13 protein-coding genes and 2 tRNA genes are annotated in these 15,792 nt (G+C 66.1%); 4 read left to right on the forward strand and 11 right to left on the reverse strand.

Features of this window, described 5'->3' with window-relative positions; genetic code table 11:
• Positions 1-9: 9 nt before the first annotated feature.
• Positions 10-987, reverse strand: coding sequence for an ABC transporter permease (locus tag IWH25_RS14165; protein WP_203386424.1), 978 nt, complete (start codon positions 985-987; stop codon positions 10-12).
• A gap of 150 nt (positions 988-1,137) precedes the next feature.
• On the opposite strand from IWH25_RS14165, the gene IWH25_RS14170 reads away from it, so the two are divergent.
• Together IWH25_RS14170 and IWH25_RS19240 are read left to right on the forward strand one after the other, a co-directional pair.
• Entirely contained in the window at positions 1,138-2,445 is a 1,308-nt protein-coding gene (locus IWH25_RS14170; RefSeq protein WP_203386425.1) for an ethylbenzene dehydrogenase-related protein, read from the forward strand.
• A gap of 168 nt (positions 2,446-2,613) precedes the next feature.
• Positions 2,614-2,745 (forward strand): DUF488 family protein, N3 subclade, encoded by a 132-nt coding sequence (locus IWH25_RS19240; RefSeq protein ID WP_275403817.1) that lies wholly within the window; start codon positions 2,614-2,616, stop codon positions 2,743-2,745.
• Between the two features lie 4 nt (positions 2,746-2,749).
• On the opposite strand, the gene IWH25_RS14180 is transcribed toward IWH25_RS19240, so the two are convergent.
• Positions 2,750-3,142: a YkgJ family cysteine cluster protein gene (locus IWH25_RS14180; protein ID WP_238998910.1), complete on the reverse strand. Its 393-nt coding sequence runs from the start codon at positions 3,140-3,142 to the stop codon at positions 2,750-2,752.
• Positions 3,139-5,298, reverse strand: a complete 2,160-nt coding sequence (locus IWH25_RS14185) for an ABC transporter substrate-binding protein (protein WP_203386426.1) — start codon at positions 5,296-5,298, stop codon at positions 3,139-3,141. Before IWH25_RS14185 ends, IWH25_RS14180 begins: the two co-directional genes overlap by 4 nt.
• 125 nt (positions 5,299-5,423) lie before the next feature.
• Between IWH25_RS14185 and fabI the strand changes: the two genes are divergently transcribed.
• Positions 5,424-6,224 carry an enoyl-ACP reductase FabI gene (gene fabI / locus IWH25_RS14190; RefSeq protein WP_203386427.1) on the forward strand — a complete coding sequence of 267 codons (801 nt, stop codon included), beginning with the start codon at positions 5,424-5,426 and terminating at the stop codon, positions 6,222-6,224.
• Between the two features lie 104 nt (positions 6,225-6,328).
• On the opposite strand, the gene IWH25_RS14195 is transcribed toward fabI, so the two are convergent.
• From IWH25_RS14195 to IWH25_RS14230, 8 genes are all read right to left on the reverse strand, one after another.
• Positions 6,329-8,233, reverse strand: a complete 1,905-nt coding sequence (locus tag IWH25_RS14195) for a SurA N-terminal domain-containing protein (RefSeq protein ID WP_203386428.1) — start codon at positions 8,231-8,233, stop codon at positions 6,329-6,331.
• An 80-nt stretch (positions 8,234-8,313) separates the two neighbouring features.
• Positions 8,314-8,390: transfer RNA gene (locus IWH25_RS14200), tRNA-Asp, on the reverse strand.
• Positions 8,391-8,415: 25 nt separating this feature from the next.
• Positions 8,416-8,491, reverse strand: a tRNA-Val gene (locus IWH25_RS14205).
• A 131-nt stretch (positions 8,492-8,622) separates the two neighbouring features.
• On the reverse strand, positions 8,623-11,034 hold the full coding sequence (gene lon / locus IWH25_RS14210; protein WP_203386429.1) for an endopeptidase La: 2,412 nt from the start codon (positions 11,032-11,034) through the stop codon (positions 8,623-8,625).
• Positions 11,035-11,155: 121 nt separating this feature from the next.
• Positions 11,156-12,427 (reverse strand): ATP-dependent Clp protease ATP-binding subunit ClpX, encoded by a 1,272-nt coding sequence (clpX, locus tag IWH25_RS14215; RefSeq protein ID WP_203386430.1) that lies wholly within the window; start codon positions 12,425-12,427, stop codon positions 11,156-11,158.
• 42 nt (positions 12,428-12,469) lie between these two features.
• The gene (gene clpP, locus IWH25_RS14220; RefSeq protein WP_203386431.1) at positions 12,470-13,105 is read right to left on the reverse strand and encodes an ATP-dependent Clp endopeptidase proteolytic subunit ClpP; all 636 of its coding nucleotides are present in this window, start codon (positions 13,103-13,105) and stop codon (positions 12,470-12,472) included.
• 25 nt (positions 13,106-13,130) lie between these two features.
• The gene (gene tig / locus IWH25_RS14225; RefSeq protein WP_203386432.1) at positions 13,131-14,459 is read right to left on the reverse strand and encodes a trigger factor; all 1,329 of its coding nucleotides are present in this window, start codon (positions 14,457-14,459) and stop codon (positions 13,131-13,133) included.
• Between the two features lie 125 nt (positions 14,460-14,584).
• Positions 14,585-14,923, reverse strand: a complete 339-nt coding sequence (locus IWH25_RS14230; RefSeq protein ID WP_203386433.1) for a hypothetical protein — start codon at positions 14,921-14,923, stop codon at positions 14,585-14,587.
• A gap of 195 nt (positions 14,924-15,118) precedes the next feature.
• On the opposite strand from IWH25_RS14230, the gene IWH25_RS14235 reads away from it, so the two are divergent.
• Positions 15,119-15,781: a helix-turn-helix transcriptional regulator gene (locus tag IWH25_RS14235; RefSeq protein WP_203386434.1), complete on the forward strand. Its 663-nt coding sequence runs from the start codon at positions 15,119-15,121 to the stop codon at positions 15,779-15,781.
• Positions 15,782-15,792 lie beyond the last annotated feature (11 nt).

A 15,792-nucleotide genomic window follows, 5' to 3' on the forward strand; every position in this document is an offset into this window, starting at 1 on the left:
GGAAGGTCGTCATTCGAAGCGGATCCGCGGATCGACCAGCGTGTACGAGATGTCGGTCAGGATCAGGCCGACGATGTAGAGCAGCGAGCCGATGAAGACCATCGCCCGCACCACGGCGAAGTCCTGCGCGTTGATCGCGTCGATCGTGTAGCTGCCGAGCCCGGGGATGCCGAAGAAGGATTCGGTCAGCAGCGAGCCCATGAACAGCAGCGGGATGACGACGACGACGCCGGTCAGGATCGGGATCAGCGCGTTCCTGAGCACGTGCCCGAACATCACCGCGGTCTCGCTGAGGCCCTTGGCGCGGGCGGTGCGCACGTAGTCCTTGTTGATCTCCTCGAGGAAGATCGTGCGGTACCAGCGCGTCGACGAGCCGATGCCGGAAACGATGCCGATCAGCACCGGCAGCACCAGGAAGCGCAGCGCATCGGCCCCGTCGCCGAAGCCGGAGATCGGCACCAGCCGGAAGACCTTGGCGAACAGGTACTGGCCGCCGATGATGTAAAAGAGGCCGGAGATCGACATCATCGCCACGCACAGCACGACGCCCCAGAAGTCGAGCGGCGTCGCGCGGAAGAAGGCGAGCAGCAGCGCGAAGCTGACGGTGACGAAGAGGCCGAGGACGAAGGTGGGCAGCGCGATCGCCAGCGACGGCACCATGCGCGTGCGGATCTCGCGGGCGATGTCGCGGCCGTCCTCGGCGCGGCCGAAGTCGCCGGCGAACATGCGCGCCGACTTCTCGAAGAAGATCGTCTCGGTGACGACGCCGCCGGCGGCGGCCCCGGTGTTCACGAACAGCGGCTTGTCGTAGCCGCGCTCGGCCTTCCACTTCGCGATCGCCTCCGGCGTCACCCGTTTGACGCCGAGCTGCATGCGCGCCATGTCGTCCGGCGTGTTCACGACGAAGAAGAGCGCGAAGGTGAGCAGGTTCACCCCGATCAGGATCGGGATCGCGTAGAGCAGGCGGCGGACGATGTAGGCAAGCATCGGAACGGATTATGCCATTCCGCCGACGGAGCGGCTCAGCGTCCGCCGCCGCGGTCCGGCATACGGCTTTCCGTATACGCGATTCCTTGCGGGCCGAGGGCGCCGGTGTCACAATGCAATCGTCGTATTAACCCTACAAGAGGTATGGTTATGAAAAAGCAAACGATCCTGCTGGCCGCGTCTGCGCTCGCCGCCAGCGCCGCGATGGCCGCCGACCCCGCCAGCATCGACTGGGACAAGATTCCGACGAGCAAGCTGTTCCTCTACTACCCTGGCCAGTCATCTTACGAATGGCTGCGCAGCGACCTGCACAAGGGCGCCGCGCGCGAAGTCAGGCGCGGCGACTCCTGCGTGTCCTGCCACGACATGGAGGACGAGGAGGAAACCCAGGGCGGCAAGATTCTCGGCGACGGCCACCCGCTCGAACCGGTGGCGCTGAAAGGCAAGAACGGCCATCTCGAACTCAGGGTGCAGGCCGCCTACGACGACAGGAACGCCTACCTGCGCTTCCAGTGGCAGACCAACAGCAAGAGCCGCCCAGGCATCGACTACCCCGCCTACCGCTTCGACGGCAAGGAGTGGAAATCCTACGGCGCGCAGCGCCTGCTGCCGCAGGTGGTCAGCGGCAAGACGCCGGCGGTCTACGAAGACCGCCTGTCATTCATGGTCGACGATGGCAAGGTGCCGGGCTTCGCCCAGCAGGGTTGCTGGCTGACCTGCCACGATGGCGAGCGGACCATGCCGAAGGAGGCGAGCAAGGAAGAAGTCGCCGCCAATCCGCTGCTGAGCGCGATCAAGAAGGTCGACGTGCGCAAATACCTGCCGGTGAGCCGGACCGATCCGTCCGACTGGAAGACCGGCAAGCCGGTCGAGGAAATCGAAAAGGCCAAGGCCGCCGGCGAATTCCTCGACCTGATCCAGTGGCGCGCCCACCGTACCAACCCGGTCGGCGGCGTCGACGACGGCTACGTGCTCGACTGGCGCCACTTCGACCAGGGCAAGAACCACTTCGCGTCGAACATGGACGGCCAGACCAAGCAGCCGAAGTTCATGTACGACGCGGCGAAGTTCGGCGCCAGGGCACTGGTCGCCGACGACTTCGGCAAGAAGGAGCAGTTCCTGATCAAGGGCGTCAATGCCGTTCCCTTCGACCCCAACGCCGGCTGGAAGGAAGGCGACATCCTGCCGCAGTACGTCCTGAGCGCCGCCGACGCCGCCGGCTCCGCGGCCGACAACAAGGGCTCGGGCACCTGGAAGGACGGGACGTGGAGCGTCGTCATCGTTCGCCCGCTCGGGCTCGCCAACAGCGACGACAAGTCGCTCAAGGCCGGCGGCGTCTATAACGTCGGCTTCGCGGTTCACGACGACAACATGACCGCGCGCGGCCATCACGTTTCCTACGTGAAGACGCTGGGCCTCGGCGCCAAGGCCGATATCACGGCGGTCAAGCTGCCCTGAGCGCCGCGGCGAGAAATGGCGCGGACGATTCCGCGCCATTTTTCCACCGGCGCCGCATCCGTACTACCATCGGCAGACAAGCCCCTGGGTATCCGGGATGGTCCGCGCCCGCGGATTTTGCGCGGCCCCGCCCGGGCGCCCGCACATCAAGCTGCGAAGGAGCAAGCGATGGTCGTTCGTGTGGTCAGGCTCGGCAGCCCGAGAATCGCCGGCGAAGGCATGCGCATCGGCACGGTACGCCGGCCGCCGCGCGGCGTGCCCAAGTCCGAGTTCGCAACAAAGGACGCGCAGTTCGGCTGACGGATCAGGGCGTGTCGATCCCGTACAGCCGGCGCAGCCGCAGGCACTCCGGGTTCAGCGAGCCATCCTCCATGAAGGCCGGGAACTCGCGGCAGACCGACGGCCGCTTGTCGTAGATGCCGCAGCGGCCATCGTCCTGCTGCGCGACGCAGCGACCCTCGCCCTGTTCGGTCCCCTTCATGCAGGCGCGGAACGGCGTCACCGGCAACGTCAGCGCGGCAGGAACGTAGCCGCCGGGCTGCGTGTCGAGTTCGCCGTGGTAGAACGAGACGCGGAAATGGCGGCAGCAACCGCCGCAACCGAAGCAGGGATTGCCGTCCTCGGCCATGTCGTAATGGACGCGGCCGTCGTCGGTGTGGATGACGGTCTGCGCGTTCTTCGTTGCGCTGCCGCTCATCGCGCCGCCGCCCTTTCCCGCCGACGGTAGCCGGCCACCGCCGGCACCAGCGCGACGACCAGGAAGACCATCACGGCGGCGAGCGGCCACAGCACCGGCCGGTTCCACTCCGCGCGCTTCGCCTCGCGCAGCGCGACGTCGAGGCGCTGGTACTTGAGCCCGTTATGGCCGACGTCGCTCGGCTTGCGGTTCTTCAGCCAGGCATGGCCGAGCGCATAGCTCTTCGGGTGGAAGCCCCACACCCACGGCGCGTCCTCGTGCAGGATGCGGTTCATGCGCCCGATGATCTCCAGCCGGCGCGGGCCGTTGTCCATGTTCTTCATCGCCGCGAAGAGGCGGTCGAACTCCGGGTTCTTGTAGTTCGAGGTGTTCTCGCCGCCCTTCTCCACCCGGCTTTCGGCGCCGTTGAGCAGGAAGAAGAAATTCTCCGGATCCGGGTAGTCGGCGTTCCAGCCGAGGTAGTAGAGCTGCACCGCCCCCCGGCGGATCTTGTCCTGGAAGCGGTTGAAGTCGGTCGAGCGCACCACCAGCTGCACGTCGATCTTGGCGAATTGGCGGGTCAGCCAGTCGAGCCGCGACTTGTCGCCCATGCCGCCGCCGGTGGTGTCGAGGTTGAGCACCAGCGGCTCGCCGGTCTTGGCGTCGCGCCCGTTCGGCCAGCCGGCTTCCGCCAGCAGCCGCTTCGCCTCGTCGACGCTGCGCCGGCGCGGCGCGCCGTCGCGCCAGTCGTAGACGACGCGGTTGATCCCGGCCTCGCCCTCGGTGTAGCCGAAGATGCCCGGCGGCAGCGCCCCCTGCGCCGGGATGCCGCGGCCGTTCATGAAGATCGAGATGAACTCCTCCTGGTCGACGGCGATCGACACCGCCTGGCGCAGCTTGCGGCCGCGCGCGTCGAGCCCGCCGACGACCGGGTCGAGCATGTTGAAGCCCATGTAGAAGGTCGAGGCGCGCACGCTGGTCAGGAGGCGGATGCCCTTCTGCTGCATCTCGTCGGTCAGCGCGACGTCGCCGCCGACGTTGATGCGCACCGCCTGGTCGAAGCTGTCGGAGGAAATGCCGGAGGCGTCGTACCAGCCCTGCAGGAACTTGTTCCAGTACGGGATCGCCTCCTTCTCGCGCGAGAACACGGCGCGGTCGATGAAGGGAACCGCCTTGCCGCAGTCGTCGAGCAGTCCGGCGTCGCGGTCGCCGGCCTCGCCCTCGCACGGGTAGGTCTCGCCGCGGAAGTTCGGGTTGCGGGCGAGCACCATGCGGCTGTTCGGGTTGTTCTCGACCAGCATGTAGGGGCCGGTGCCGACCGGGTACCAGTCCAGCGTCAGGTTCTTCTCGGCCATGCCCGGCTGGCTGTAGAAGCGGTCGACCTCGCGCGGCACCGGCGCGAAGAAGGGCATCGCCAGCCAGTAGAGGAACTGCGGGTACTTGCCCTTCAGCCGCACGCGCCAGGTGTAGTCGTCGACCTTCTCGACGCCGGACAGCGGATAGGCGTCGAGGTCCAGCCAGCCGTCCGTCGGCAGCTCCTTCGCCGCCGCCTGCAGCGTCTTGCCGAGCTCCTTCAGGCCGACGATGTGCTCGGCCATCATGCCGAAGATCGGCGAATGCAGGCGCGGATGGGCGAGGCGCTTGATCTCGTAGATGTAGTCGTCGGCGACAAGCTCGCGCGTGCCGGTCTCGGCGAAGTCGGCGATGCGCTCGATGCCCTTCAGCTTGTCGCGATCGAGGTCGGCGTAGCGCGGTCGGCCGGCGGCGTCGACGGCGAAGGCCGGGTGCGGCTGGTAGCGGATGCCCGGCTTGAGGCGGATCTCGTAGATGCTCTCGGCGATCTGCTCCGCCGGCGCGTCGGCCGGCAGCGTGCGCCCGGCCGCATCGACGTAGCGCGGCACCGGCACCGCCTCGGTGGTCAGCGGCACCAGCTCGTACGGGCGCTTGAGGTAGTGGTACTGCAGCGGCGGCTCGTAGACCTGCGCGGTGAAGGTGATCTCGTCCTCGGTATAGGACTGCACCGGGTCGAGGTGCTTAGGCCGCTCGGTGAAGGCCGAGTAGAGGATGCTCTGGCCGCGCTCGGCCGACGGGTACGGATCGTTCCACGCGTCGCCGCAGGCGGCCACGAGGCAGACGGCGGAAAGGCAGGCGAGGCGGGAAAGGGGAAGCAACGGCATGGCGGCGAGTTTAGCCGATGGACCGGCGTGCGTCACCCGCCCGGCGGCCTCCCCTGCAGCGGCCGCCGGCAGCCGAGCCGGCTGTCATTTCCGCTATAATGCGCGCAAACCAACAGGGAGCACCCATGGGATTCCTCGCAGAGAAACGCATCCTCATCACCGGACTGCTGTCCAAGCATTCGATCGCCTACGGCATCGCCAAGGCCTGCCACCGCGAAGGCGCGACGCTCGCCTTCACCTACCAGAACGAGCGCTTCCAGGAGCGCGTCGCCAAGTTCGCCGCCGAATTCGGCAGCGAGCTGGTCTTCCCCTGCGACGTCGCCGACGACGCCCAGATCGACCAACTCTTCGCCGAGCTCGGCAAGCACTGGGACGGCCTCGACGGCCTCGTGCACTCGATCGCCTACGCCCCGAGCGAAGCGATCGAGGGCGACTTCCTCGACGGCATCAACCGCGAAGCCTTCCGCATCGCGCACGACATCTCGTCCTACAGCTACCCGGCGCTGGCCAAGGCCGCCCGCCCGCTGCTGCTGAAGGGCAACAAGCCGGCGCTGCTCGCCCTCTCCTACCTCGGCGCCGAACGCACGATGCCGAACTACAACACGATGGGCCTGGCCAAGGCCAGCCTCGAGGCGGCTACCCGCTACCTGGCCTTCTGCCTCGGGCCGCAGGGCATCCGCGCCAACGCCATCTCGGCCGGCCCGATCAAGACGCTGGCTGCCTCCGGCATCGGCAACTTCGGCAAGCTGCTGGCGTACAACGCGCACCACGCGCCGCTGCGCCGCAACGTGACCATCGAGGAAGTCGGCAACGCCGCCGCCTTCATGCTCTCCGACCTGGCGAGCGGCATCACCGGCGAGATCACCTACGTCGACGGCGGCCTGAACACCACCGCGCTCGGCAACGCCGACCCGCTGCCGGCCTGACCCCACCGCGCGGCAGCCGGCCGTTGGCCGGCTGCCCAAAAAGAAAACGCCGACCGGTTTCCCCGGTCGGCGTTTTGCTTCAGGCAGGCGGTGCGGAACGCGGATCAGCGTTCCTTGCTTTCCAGCGCCGCCTGGTTGATCTCGATCTTGGCGCGCTGGCGCAGCCCGGACAGGTAGGCGGCGAAGTCCTCCTGCGCGACCAGCGCAGTGTATTCGCTCTGCAGCACGCGCCGCCGGTCGGCATCGACCTTCTCCAGCGGCTTGACGGCGACGATCTTGTACAGCGCGTAGCCGCCGTTGTTCGGCAGCTCGACGCCGGCGTAGGCCGGCAAGGTCGCCACGTCGGCGCGGAAGATCGCCTGCAGCGCGGCCGGCGGCACCTGTTTGCCCTGCAGGCGCGACACCGACTTCACCAGCGCCCACTTGGTCTTGTCGTCGCCGCCCTTCATCGCCGCCAGCATCGCCTCGCCGCGGCTGCGCGCCAGCGCCGCCGCCTCCTTCGCCTTCAGCATCGCCTCGATATCGGCGCGCACGCTGTCGAACGGGCGCACCGCCGCCGGCTTGTGCTCGACGACGCGGGCGGCGGCGAGGGTGTTCTGCGCGACCTCGACGGCGTCGGTATTGCGCTGGTTCTTGACCGCATCCTCAGCGAACAGCGACGCGAGCAGGCGCTCGTTGCCGAGCGGACCGAGCGCGGCCAGCGCCTGCGCCGGCGGGTTCCGCGGCAGCATCGGTCCCTGCTGGATCTTGAGCCCGAACTTCTCGGCAACCGGTTTCAGGCTGTCCGACTGCTCGTAGACCATGTTCGTGAACGCCTCGGCGGCCTCGACGTAGCGCCTTTGCGCCGCCTGCCGCTTGAGCTCGCCCTCGATCTCGGCGCGCACTTCGTCGAGCGCCTTCTGCTTGGCCGGCTTGATGCCGGTCAGCTTGATGATGTGGTAACCGAAGTCGGACTGGACGACGTCCGAAACCTCGCCGTCCTTGAGCGCGAAGGTCGCCTCCTCGAAAGGCTTGACCATCATGCCGCGGCCGAAGAAACCGAGGTCGCCGCCGTTCGCCGCCGAGCCCGGGTCCTGCGAGTGCTGCCTGGCGAGTTCGGCGAACTTCGCCGGCGCCTTCCGCACTTCCGCCAGCACCTCGTCGGCCTTGGCTTTCGCCTTGGCCTTGTCGGCGTCGCCGCCGGTGCCGATCAGGATGTGGCTGGCGCGGCGCTCCTCGTTCTGCTGGTAGCGGTCCTTGTGCCCGTCGTACCACTGCTTGACCTCGGCCTCGCTGACCGTGGCCTGTGCCAGCAGCGCGTCGAGCGACAGCACGACGTACTCGGGACGGACCATCTCCGGCGTCTGGAACAGTTTCTGGTTCTCTTCGTAATACTTCTTCGCGGCATCGGCGTCGAGCTTGACCTCGCCGGCGAACTGCTCGGGCAACAGGCGCAGTTCGGCGACCTGGCGCTCTTCCGACTGGATGCGCAGCATCATCTCCGCCGACGACGCCGAGACGATGCCGGTGTCGCCGACGGCACCGACCAGCTGCTGCAGGATCATGTCCTGGCGCAGCTGCGCCTCGAACATCTCCTTCGACATCCCCTGCGAGGCGACCAGCGCGTCGTAGCGGGCCTTGGAGAACTTGCCGTTCTCCTTCAGCGACGGGAAACTGGTGATGAATTCGACGAGCAGCGCGTCGCTGACGTTGAGGCGGGCCTTCCTCGCCTCCAGCGCCAGCAGGCGCCGGTCGATCAGCGTGTTCACCAGCTCCATGCGCGCCTGCGGCGTATCGAACAGCTCGGCCTTGTAGTTCGGCCCCAGTTGCTGCCGGGCGCGGTCGAGATGGTCGCGCCAGGCCTGGTTGAATTCCTGGATCGTGATCTTCGAATCGCCGACGACGGCGACGTCACTGCCGGCGCCGACGTTGCGCACGTAGGAATCGACGCCCCAGAAGGCGAACGGCAGGGTGATCAGCGCCAGGAAAACCTGGACGATCCTCTTGTTGTTGCGTACGGCGTCGAACATGGCGTGCTCTGCCCTCGGCTCTCGTGAAATGCCCAAAAAGATGCAAAAAAGGCGAACTTGCGTTCGCCTTCAGGTATTGGTGGCGGAGTGGACGGGACTCGAACCCGCGACCCCCGGCGTGACAGGCCGGTATTCTAACCGACTGAACTACCACTCCGCGTCGGTGCTGCTTTTCATGCTTGTGGTGGGTGCTGACGGGATCGAACCGCCGACATCCAGCTTGTAAGGCTAGCGCTCTACCAACTGAGCTAAGCACCCGTGCCTGATGGCGATAAGCGCGAAAGCCGGAAGTTTACAGCATCCGCCACGGCTTTGCCAGCGCGCGGCCGGCCCGGCCAAAGGAAACGGCCGCCGCGGCGGCCGTTTGCGGACGACGCAAGAAACGCCCGTCAGTGCGTGACGACGGTCGACGTCGCCGCCGCATCGCCGGCCGCCGGTGCCGCCGCCGGCGGCTCGTCCGGCAGCGGCTGCGGCTGGCTTTCCAGCGCGTGCTCGAGCACCTGGTCGATCCAGCGCACCGGGATGATCTCGAGCTTGTTCTTGATGTTGTCCGGGATCTCGGCGAGATCCTTGACGTTCTCTTCCGGGATCAGCGCCCGCGCCAGGCCGCCGCGCACGGCCGCCAGCAGCTTCTCCTTGAGGCCGCCGATCGCAAGCACCTCGCCGCGCAGCGTGATCTCGCCGGTCATCGCGATGTCGCAGCAGACCGGGATGCCGGTCAGCACCGAGACCAGCGCGGTGCAGATGCCGATGCCGGCGGACGGACCGTCTTTCGGGATGGCGCCTTCCGGCAGGTGGATGTGGATGTCGTTCTTCTGGTAGAAGTCGTCGACGATGCCGAGCGACTTCGAGCGCTTCCTCACGACCGACAGTGCCGCCTGGATCGACTCCTGCATCACCTCGCCGAGCTTGCCGGTGGTGATCGTCTTGCCCTTGCCCGGCAGCGCCACCGCCTCGATCGTCAGCAGCTCGCCGCCGACCTCGGTCCAGGCCAGACCGGTGACCTGGCCGACCTGGTTTTCCTTCTCGGCCATGCCGAAGGTGTAACGGCGGACGCCGAGGTACTTGTCGAGGTTCTTCGCGTTGACCACGATCTTGCCGGCACGCTTCCGGAGCAGCAGCGTCTTCACCACCTTGCGGCAGATCTTCGACACCTCGCGCTCGAGCGCGCGCACGCCGGCTTCCCGCGTGTAGTAGCGGACGATGTCGCGCAGCGCCGACTCGGTGACGGTCAGCTCGGTCTTCTTGACGCCGTTCGCCTTCATCTGCTTCGGCAGCAGGTAGCGCTCGGCGATGTTGACCTTCTCGTCCTCGGTATAGCCGGAGAGGCGGATCACCTCCATGCGGTCGAGCAACGGCGCCGGGATGTTCATCGTGTTGGCGGTGGCCACGAACATCACGTCGGAGAGGTCGAAGTCGACCTCGACGTAGTGGTCCTGGAAGGTGTGGTTCTGCTCCGGGTCGAGCACTTCCAGCAGCGCCGACGACGGGTCGCCGCGGAAGTCCTGGCCGAGCTTGTCCACCTCGTCGAGCAGGAACAGCGGGTTGCGCACGCCGACCTTCGACAGGCTCTGCAGGATCTTGCCCGGCATCGAACCGATGTAGGTGCGGCGGTGGCCGCGGATCTCGGCCTCGTCGCGCACGCCGCCGAGCGCCATGCGCACGAACTTGCGGTTGGTCGCCTTGGCGATCGACTGGCCGAGCGAGGTCTTGCCGACCCCCGGAGGGCCGACCAGGCACAGGATCGGCGCCTTCAGCTTGTCCACGCGCTGCTGCACCGCGAGGTATTCGAGGATGCGTTCCTTGACCTTCTCCAGGCCGTAATGGTCCTTGTCGAGCACCGTCTCGGCTTCCGACAGGTCCTTGCTGATGCGCGTCTTCTTGCGCCACGGCAGGCCGATCAGCGTCTCGATGTAGTTGCGGACGACGGTCGCCTCGGCCGACATCGGCGACATCAGCTTCAGCTTCTTCAGCTCGCCGTTGGCCTTGGCCAGGCCTTCCTTGGTCATGCCGGCGGCCTTGACCTTCTTGTCCAGATCCTCGAGGTCGGCGCCTTCCTCGCCTTCGCCGAGCTCCTTCTGGATCGCCTTGACCTGCTCGTTCAGGTAGTACTCGCGCTGGCTCTTCTCCATCTGGCGCTTGACGCGGCCGCGGATGCGCTTCTCGACCTGGAGGATGTCGATCTCGGTCTCGAGTTGCGAGAGCAGGCGCTCGATGCGCGACTTGATGTCGAACAGCTCGAGAATCTCCTGCTTCTGCTCGAGCTTCAGCGGCAGGTGCGCGGCGATCGTGTCGGACAGGCGGCCGGCCTCCTCGATGCCGGCGATCGAGGTCAGGATCTCCGGCGGAATCTTCTTGTTCAGCTTCACGTACTGGTCGAACTGCGCGATCACCGCGCGGCGCATCGCCTCGACCTCGTGGTTGACGCCGTCCTCGGCCGGCATCGGCGTCGCCCGGGCGGTGAACATCGTCTCGCCGGCATCGACCGAGTCCACGCGGGCGCGCTGCGTGCCCTCGACCAGCACCTTCACCGTGCCGTCGGGCAGCTTCAGCATCTGCAGGATGTTGGCGACGCAGCCGATCTCGTACATGTCCTCTTCGGACGGCTCGTCCTTGGCCGCGGATTTCTGGGCGACGAGCAGGATGCTCTTGCCCGACTCCATCGCCGCTTCCAGCGCCTTGATCGACTTCGGCCGCCCGACGAACAGCGGAATCACCATGTGCGGGAACACGACCACGTCGCGCAGCGGCAGCAGCGGCAGTTCCAGGGTTTCGGCGGGCAGATTGGGGGTATTCGACATCTCGTGTGCCTATTGAGGTGAGGTTCGCTCCCTACATGAGGGCGCGAAGCAGGAAATCAAGCCGCCCCGAGCAGGCTGTCGGACTTAAAGAACCGGACAGGCTGCCAGATGGGGCGGCATCTCAGTTGGAACCGGAGACTTTGGGTTGATCAGCATAGATCAGCAGCGGCTTGTTGTCGCCGCTGATCATGTTCTCGTCGACAACGACCTTTGAGACATTGTCCATGCCGGGAAGTTCGTACATGGTGTCGAGGAGGACCGACTCGAGGATCGAGCGCAGGCCGCGGGCCCCGGTCTTGCGCTCGAGCGCCTTCTTGGCGACCGCCTGCAGTGCACCGGGGCGGATTTCGAGCTCGACGCCCTCCATCGAGAACAGCTTCTGGTACTGCTTGACGAGCGCGTTCTTCGGCTCGATCAGGATCTCGACGAGCGCGTCGATCGACAGCTCCTCGAGCGTGGCGACGACCGGCAGGCGGCCGATCAGCTCGGGGATCAGGCCGAACTTGATCAGGTCTTCCGGCTCGACCATGCGGAACACTTCGCCGACGGCCTTCTTGTCGTCCTTGCTCTTCACCTCGGCGCCGAAGCCGATGCCGCCCTTCTCCGAGCGGTTGCGGATGACCTTCTCCAGGCCGTCGAAGGCGCCGCCGCAGATGAACAGGATGTTGGTGGTATCGACCTGGACGAAGTCCTGGTTCGGATGCTTGCGCCCGCCCTGCGGCGGCACGCTGGCGACCGTACCCTCGATCAGCTTCAGCAGCGCCTGCTGCACGCCTTCGCCGGAGACGTCGCGGGTGATCGACGGGTTGTCGCTCTTGCGCGAAATCTTGTCGATCTCGTCGATGTAGACGATGCCCTGCTGCGCCTTCTCGACCTCGTAGTCGCACTTCTGCAGCAGCTTCTGGATGATGTTCTCGACGTCCTCGCCGACGTAGCCGGCTTCGGTCAGCGTCGTCGCATCGGCCATCACGAACGGCACGTTCAAGAGGCGCGCCAGCGTCTGCGCGAGCAGCGTCTTGCCCGAACCGGTCGGGCCGATGAGCAGGATGTTGCTCTTCGCCAACTCGACGTCGTCGGTGCTCTTGGCGTGGTGGCGCAGCCGCTTGTAGTGGTTGTACACCGCCACCGACAGGATGCGCTTGGCCGTCTCCTGGCCGATCACGTACTGATCGAGGATCGAGCAAATCTCGCGCGGTGTCGGCAGGTCGGAGCGGACGGCCTTGCCGTCGTCGCCACCGGCGATCTCGTCGCGGATGATGTCGTTGCACAGCTCGATGCACTCGTCGCAGATGAACACCGACGGTCCGGCGATGAGTTTCTTCACTTCATGCTGGCTCTTGCCGCAGAAGGAACAGTAGAGCAGCTTGTCGCTGCCGCTTTTCTTTTCGGACATATTCCGTCTTCCTGTGTCTGGCCGGGACGCCCGAAGCTTCGATCAAACGCCTTCGCGCGAGACCAGCACCTTGTCGATCAAGCCGTATTCTGCCGCTTCCGCTGCCGAAAGGAAATTGTCGCGATCGGTGTCGCGCTCGATCCGATCGACCGGCTGCCCGGTATGCAAAGCCATGATTTCGTTGAGTTTCGCACGCAAGGACAAGATCTCCTTGGCGTGAATCGCGATATCCGACGCCTGCCCCTGGAACCCGCCCATCGGCTGGTGGATCATCACGCGCGAATTCGGCAACGCGAAACGCTTGCCCTTCGCACCGGCCGCCAGCAGGAAGGCGCCCATCGAGGCGGCCTGGCCCATGCACAGCGTGGACACGTCCGGCTTGATGAACTGCATCGTGTCGTAGATCGACAGACCGGCCGTCACCGAGCCACCGGGCGAGTTGATGTAGAAGTAGATGTCCTTGTCCGGATTCTCGGCCTCCAGGAACAGGAGCTGCGCCACCACCAGGTTGGCCGTCGCGTCATTGACCGGGCCGACGAGGAAGATGACGCGCTCCTTGAGCAGGCGCGAGTAGATGTCGTAGGCGCGCTCGCCGCGACCGCTCTGCTCGATCACCATCGGCACCAGGCCGAGGGCCTGCGGGTCCCAGTCGTTGCGCATTTCCGATCCTTGAATCATGCCTGCTTCTCTCCTGTAAGCGTCATCAGGCCTGCTGCTGGCCCATCAGTTCGTCGAAGGCGACGGCCTTGTCGCTGACCTTGGCGTTGTCCAGCACCCAGGCGACGACATTGTCCTCGATCGCGACGCCCTCGATTTCCTGCAGGCGCTGCGGCTGGGCGTAGTACCAGCGTACCACTTCTTCCGGATGCTCGTAGCTCTGCGCGGCTTCCTCGACGATGGCCTTGACCTGCTCCGGCTTGGCGTGCAGCTCCTTGACCTTGACCAGTTCGGCCAGCACCAGGCCCAGCGTCACGCGGCGCTTCGCCTGCTCGGCGAACCATTCCGGCTGGATCGGGAAATCCTTGACCTTCATGCCGCGCTGTTCCATGTCGTGGCGGGCGTTTTCCATCAGGCGATGGATTTCCATCTCGACCAGCGCGTTCGGGATGTCGATCGGGTTGGCCTTGATGATGGCGTCCATCACCTGGTCCTTGATCTTGCCCTGGATGCGCTTCTTCACCTCGCGCTGCAGGTTGCCGGTAATTTCCTCGCGCATCTTGGCGACGTCGCCGTCGGCGATGCCGAGCATCTTCGCGAACTCGGCGTCGACTTCCGGCAGCACCGGACCGCTGACCTTCTTCACGGTGATCTCGAACTGCACCTTCTGGCCGGCGAGGTCCTTGGAGAAGTAGTCTTCCGGGAAGGTCATGTCGAAGGTCTTGCCTTCGCCGGCCTTGAGGCCTTCGACGGCAGTCTCGAAATCGGCCAGCATCATGCCCTGGCCGAGCACGAACGGGTAGTCGGCGGCCTGGCCGCCCTGGAACGGCTCGCCGTCCTTCTTGCCGAGGAAGTCGATGACGACGCGGTCTTCCTTGGCCGCGGCGCGGTCGACGGCCTCATAGCGGATACGCTGCTTGCGCAGGATCTCGATGGTCTTGTCGACCTCGGCCTCGCCGACTTCCAGCGCCGGACGCTCGATCTCGGCGGCCGACATGTCGCCCAGCGCGATCTCCGGATAGACCTCGAAGACCGCCGAGAACTCGATGTGCGTGGCGTTTTCGGTGTTCTTCGGCTCGATGCGCGGATAGCCGGCAACGCGCAGCTTCTGGGCGACGACGGCCTCGCCGAAGGCGCGGTCGAGCGCCTCGTTCAGCGCCTCGTGCCGCGCCTGGTCGCCGTACTGCTGACGGACGATGTTCGCCGGCACCTTGCCCGGGCGGAAGCCCGGCATCTTCACGTTCTTGCCCATGCGCTTCAGGCGCGCATCGACGTCCTTGTCAAGGTCGGCGATGGCCACGGACAGGTCGATGCGGCGTTCCAGGGCGCTCGGGGCCGGTTGCTGGACGTTGGTGTTTTCGGCGTTCGTTTGCATAGAAAATCCTAATTGGAGCAGGTGTGGAGATGCCGGACCTGGCCCGGCCGATGACTAAACGGCGCATTTTATCACGCCGGGCCACGCCCAAGGAGGGCCGCCGGCGGGCGCGGCGGACGGAGGGGTCAGAACAGGCCCTTGTCCTCGTCGTCGAGAACGGTCATGCCGCCGAACAGCTCGGCGCGGCGGTTGCGCCGGCGCAGCAGCTTCTCCTGCACGATCGGCGGCAGGTCGGTGAGGACGATCAGATTCTTGGCGATCAGCAGGTCGATCACGTCCTCGATCACGCGGATCATCGCCACGTCGGCCTGCAGCGGGAAGGATCCGGCATCGGGCGCGGCCTCCTCGGCGACGAAGGCCGCCACCTCGGGATCGTCCGGCGGCAGGAATTCCGCCGACGGATCGTCGGCCGTCTTCAGCAAACCGATCACCACACCGTGCGCATCGCGAAGAACAAAGGGCATGCTCGAACCTCCAAACCTCTTGACATATGCGCTACATAAGCGAAAGCTAAAGCATCTTCCGGACGATCGCGGAAGGCGCGTGCAGCAACAGCAGCGGGAACGGTCGATGGCGGGCCGGTTCCCTCCCGAAACCTGCCGCCTAGCATATACAAGAAACGATTCACCGCCATAGCCATTTAGGCAAGGGGGAAAACGATGTTTCTCGTAAACAGCGACCAGGGCATTTTCGTCGCCACTTGGAAAACGCTCCTGCAGCCGGCGCCGGTCCAGGTCAAGGGAAGCCTCGCCGAGGTGCTGGCGGCCTGCGAGACCCAACGGCTGACGCTGGTCGTCATCGACGGCTCCAGGCTTCAGAAGCGCGCGCTGCGCCACGACGGCGAGCTCGCCCGCCTTGCCAAACGCACCCGCCTCCTGCTCGCCGACACCGACCTCGATACCGAGGCCGAGCTCACCGCCCTCGCCCTCGGCATCGTCGGCTGCTGCGGCAAGCAACTCTCGGCCGACGAGCTCAGGAAAATCGTGGACGTCGTCCTCAAGGGCGGCATCTGGGTCTCGCGCGCGGCGCTGCCGGCCATGCTGAACCACCTGCGGCACGCCACCGCGCCGGCCACGGCGCAGCAGCCGACGCCGCCGAAGCTCGACAGCCTGACCCCGCGCGAGCGCGAAATCGCCGCCTGCGTCGCCGAAGGCGCCAGCAACAAGGCGATTGCCAAGCGTCTCAACGTTTCCGACGTCACCGTCAAGGCCCACCTGACGACCATCTTCCACAAGCTGGGCGTTTCCGGCCGCGTCCAGCTGGCGCTGATGCTCTCCGACCTGAAGCGGCCGCTGCCCGAAACCCCGCACCGGATGGCCTGACCCCAGACTTT

This window comes from Azospira restricta, assembly GCF_016858125.1.
GTDB lineage: Bacteria > Pseudomonadota > Gammaproteobacteria > Burkholderiales > Rhodocyclaceae > Proximibacter > Proximibacter restrictus.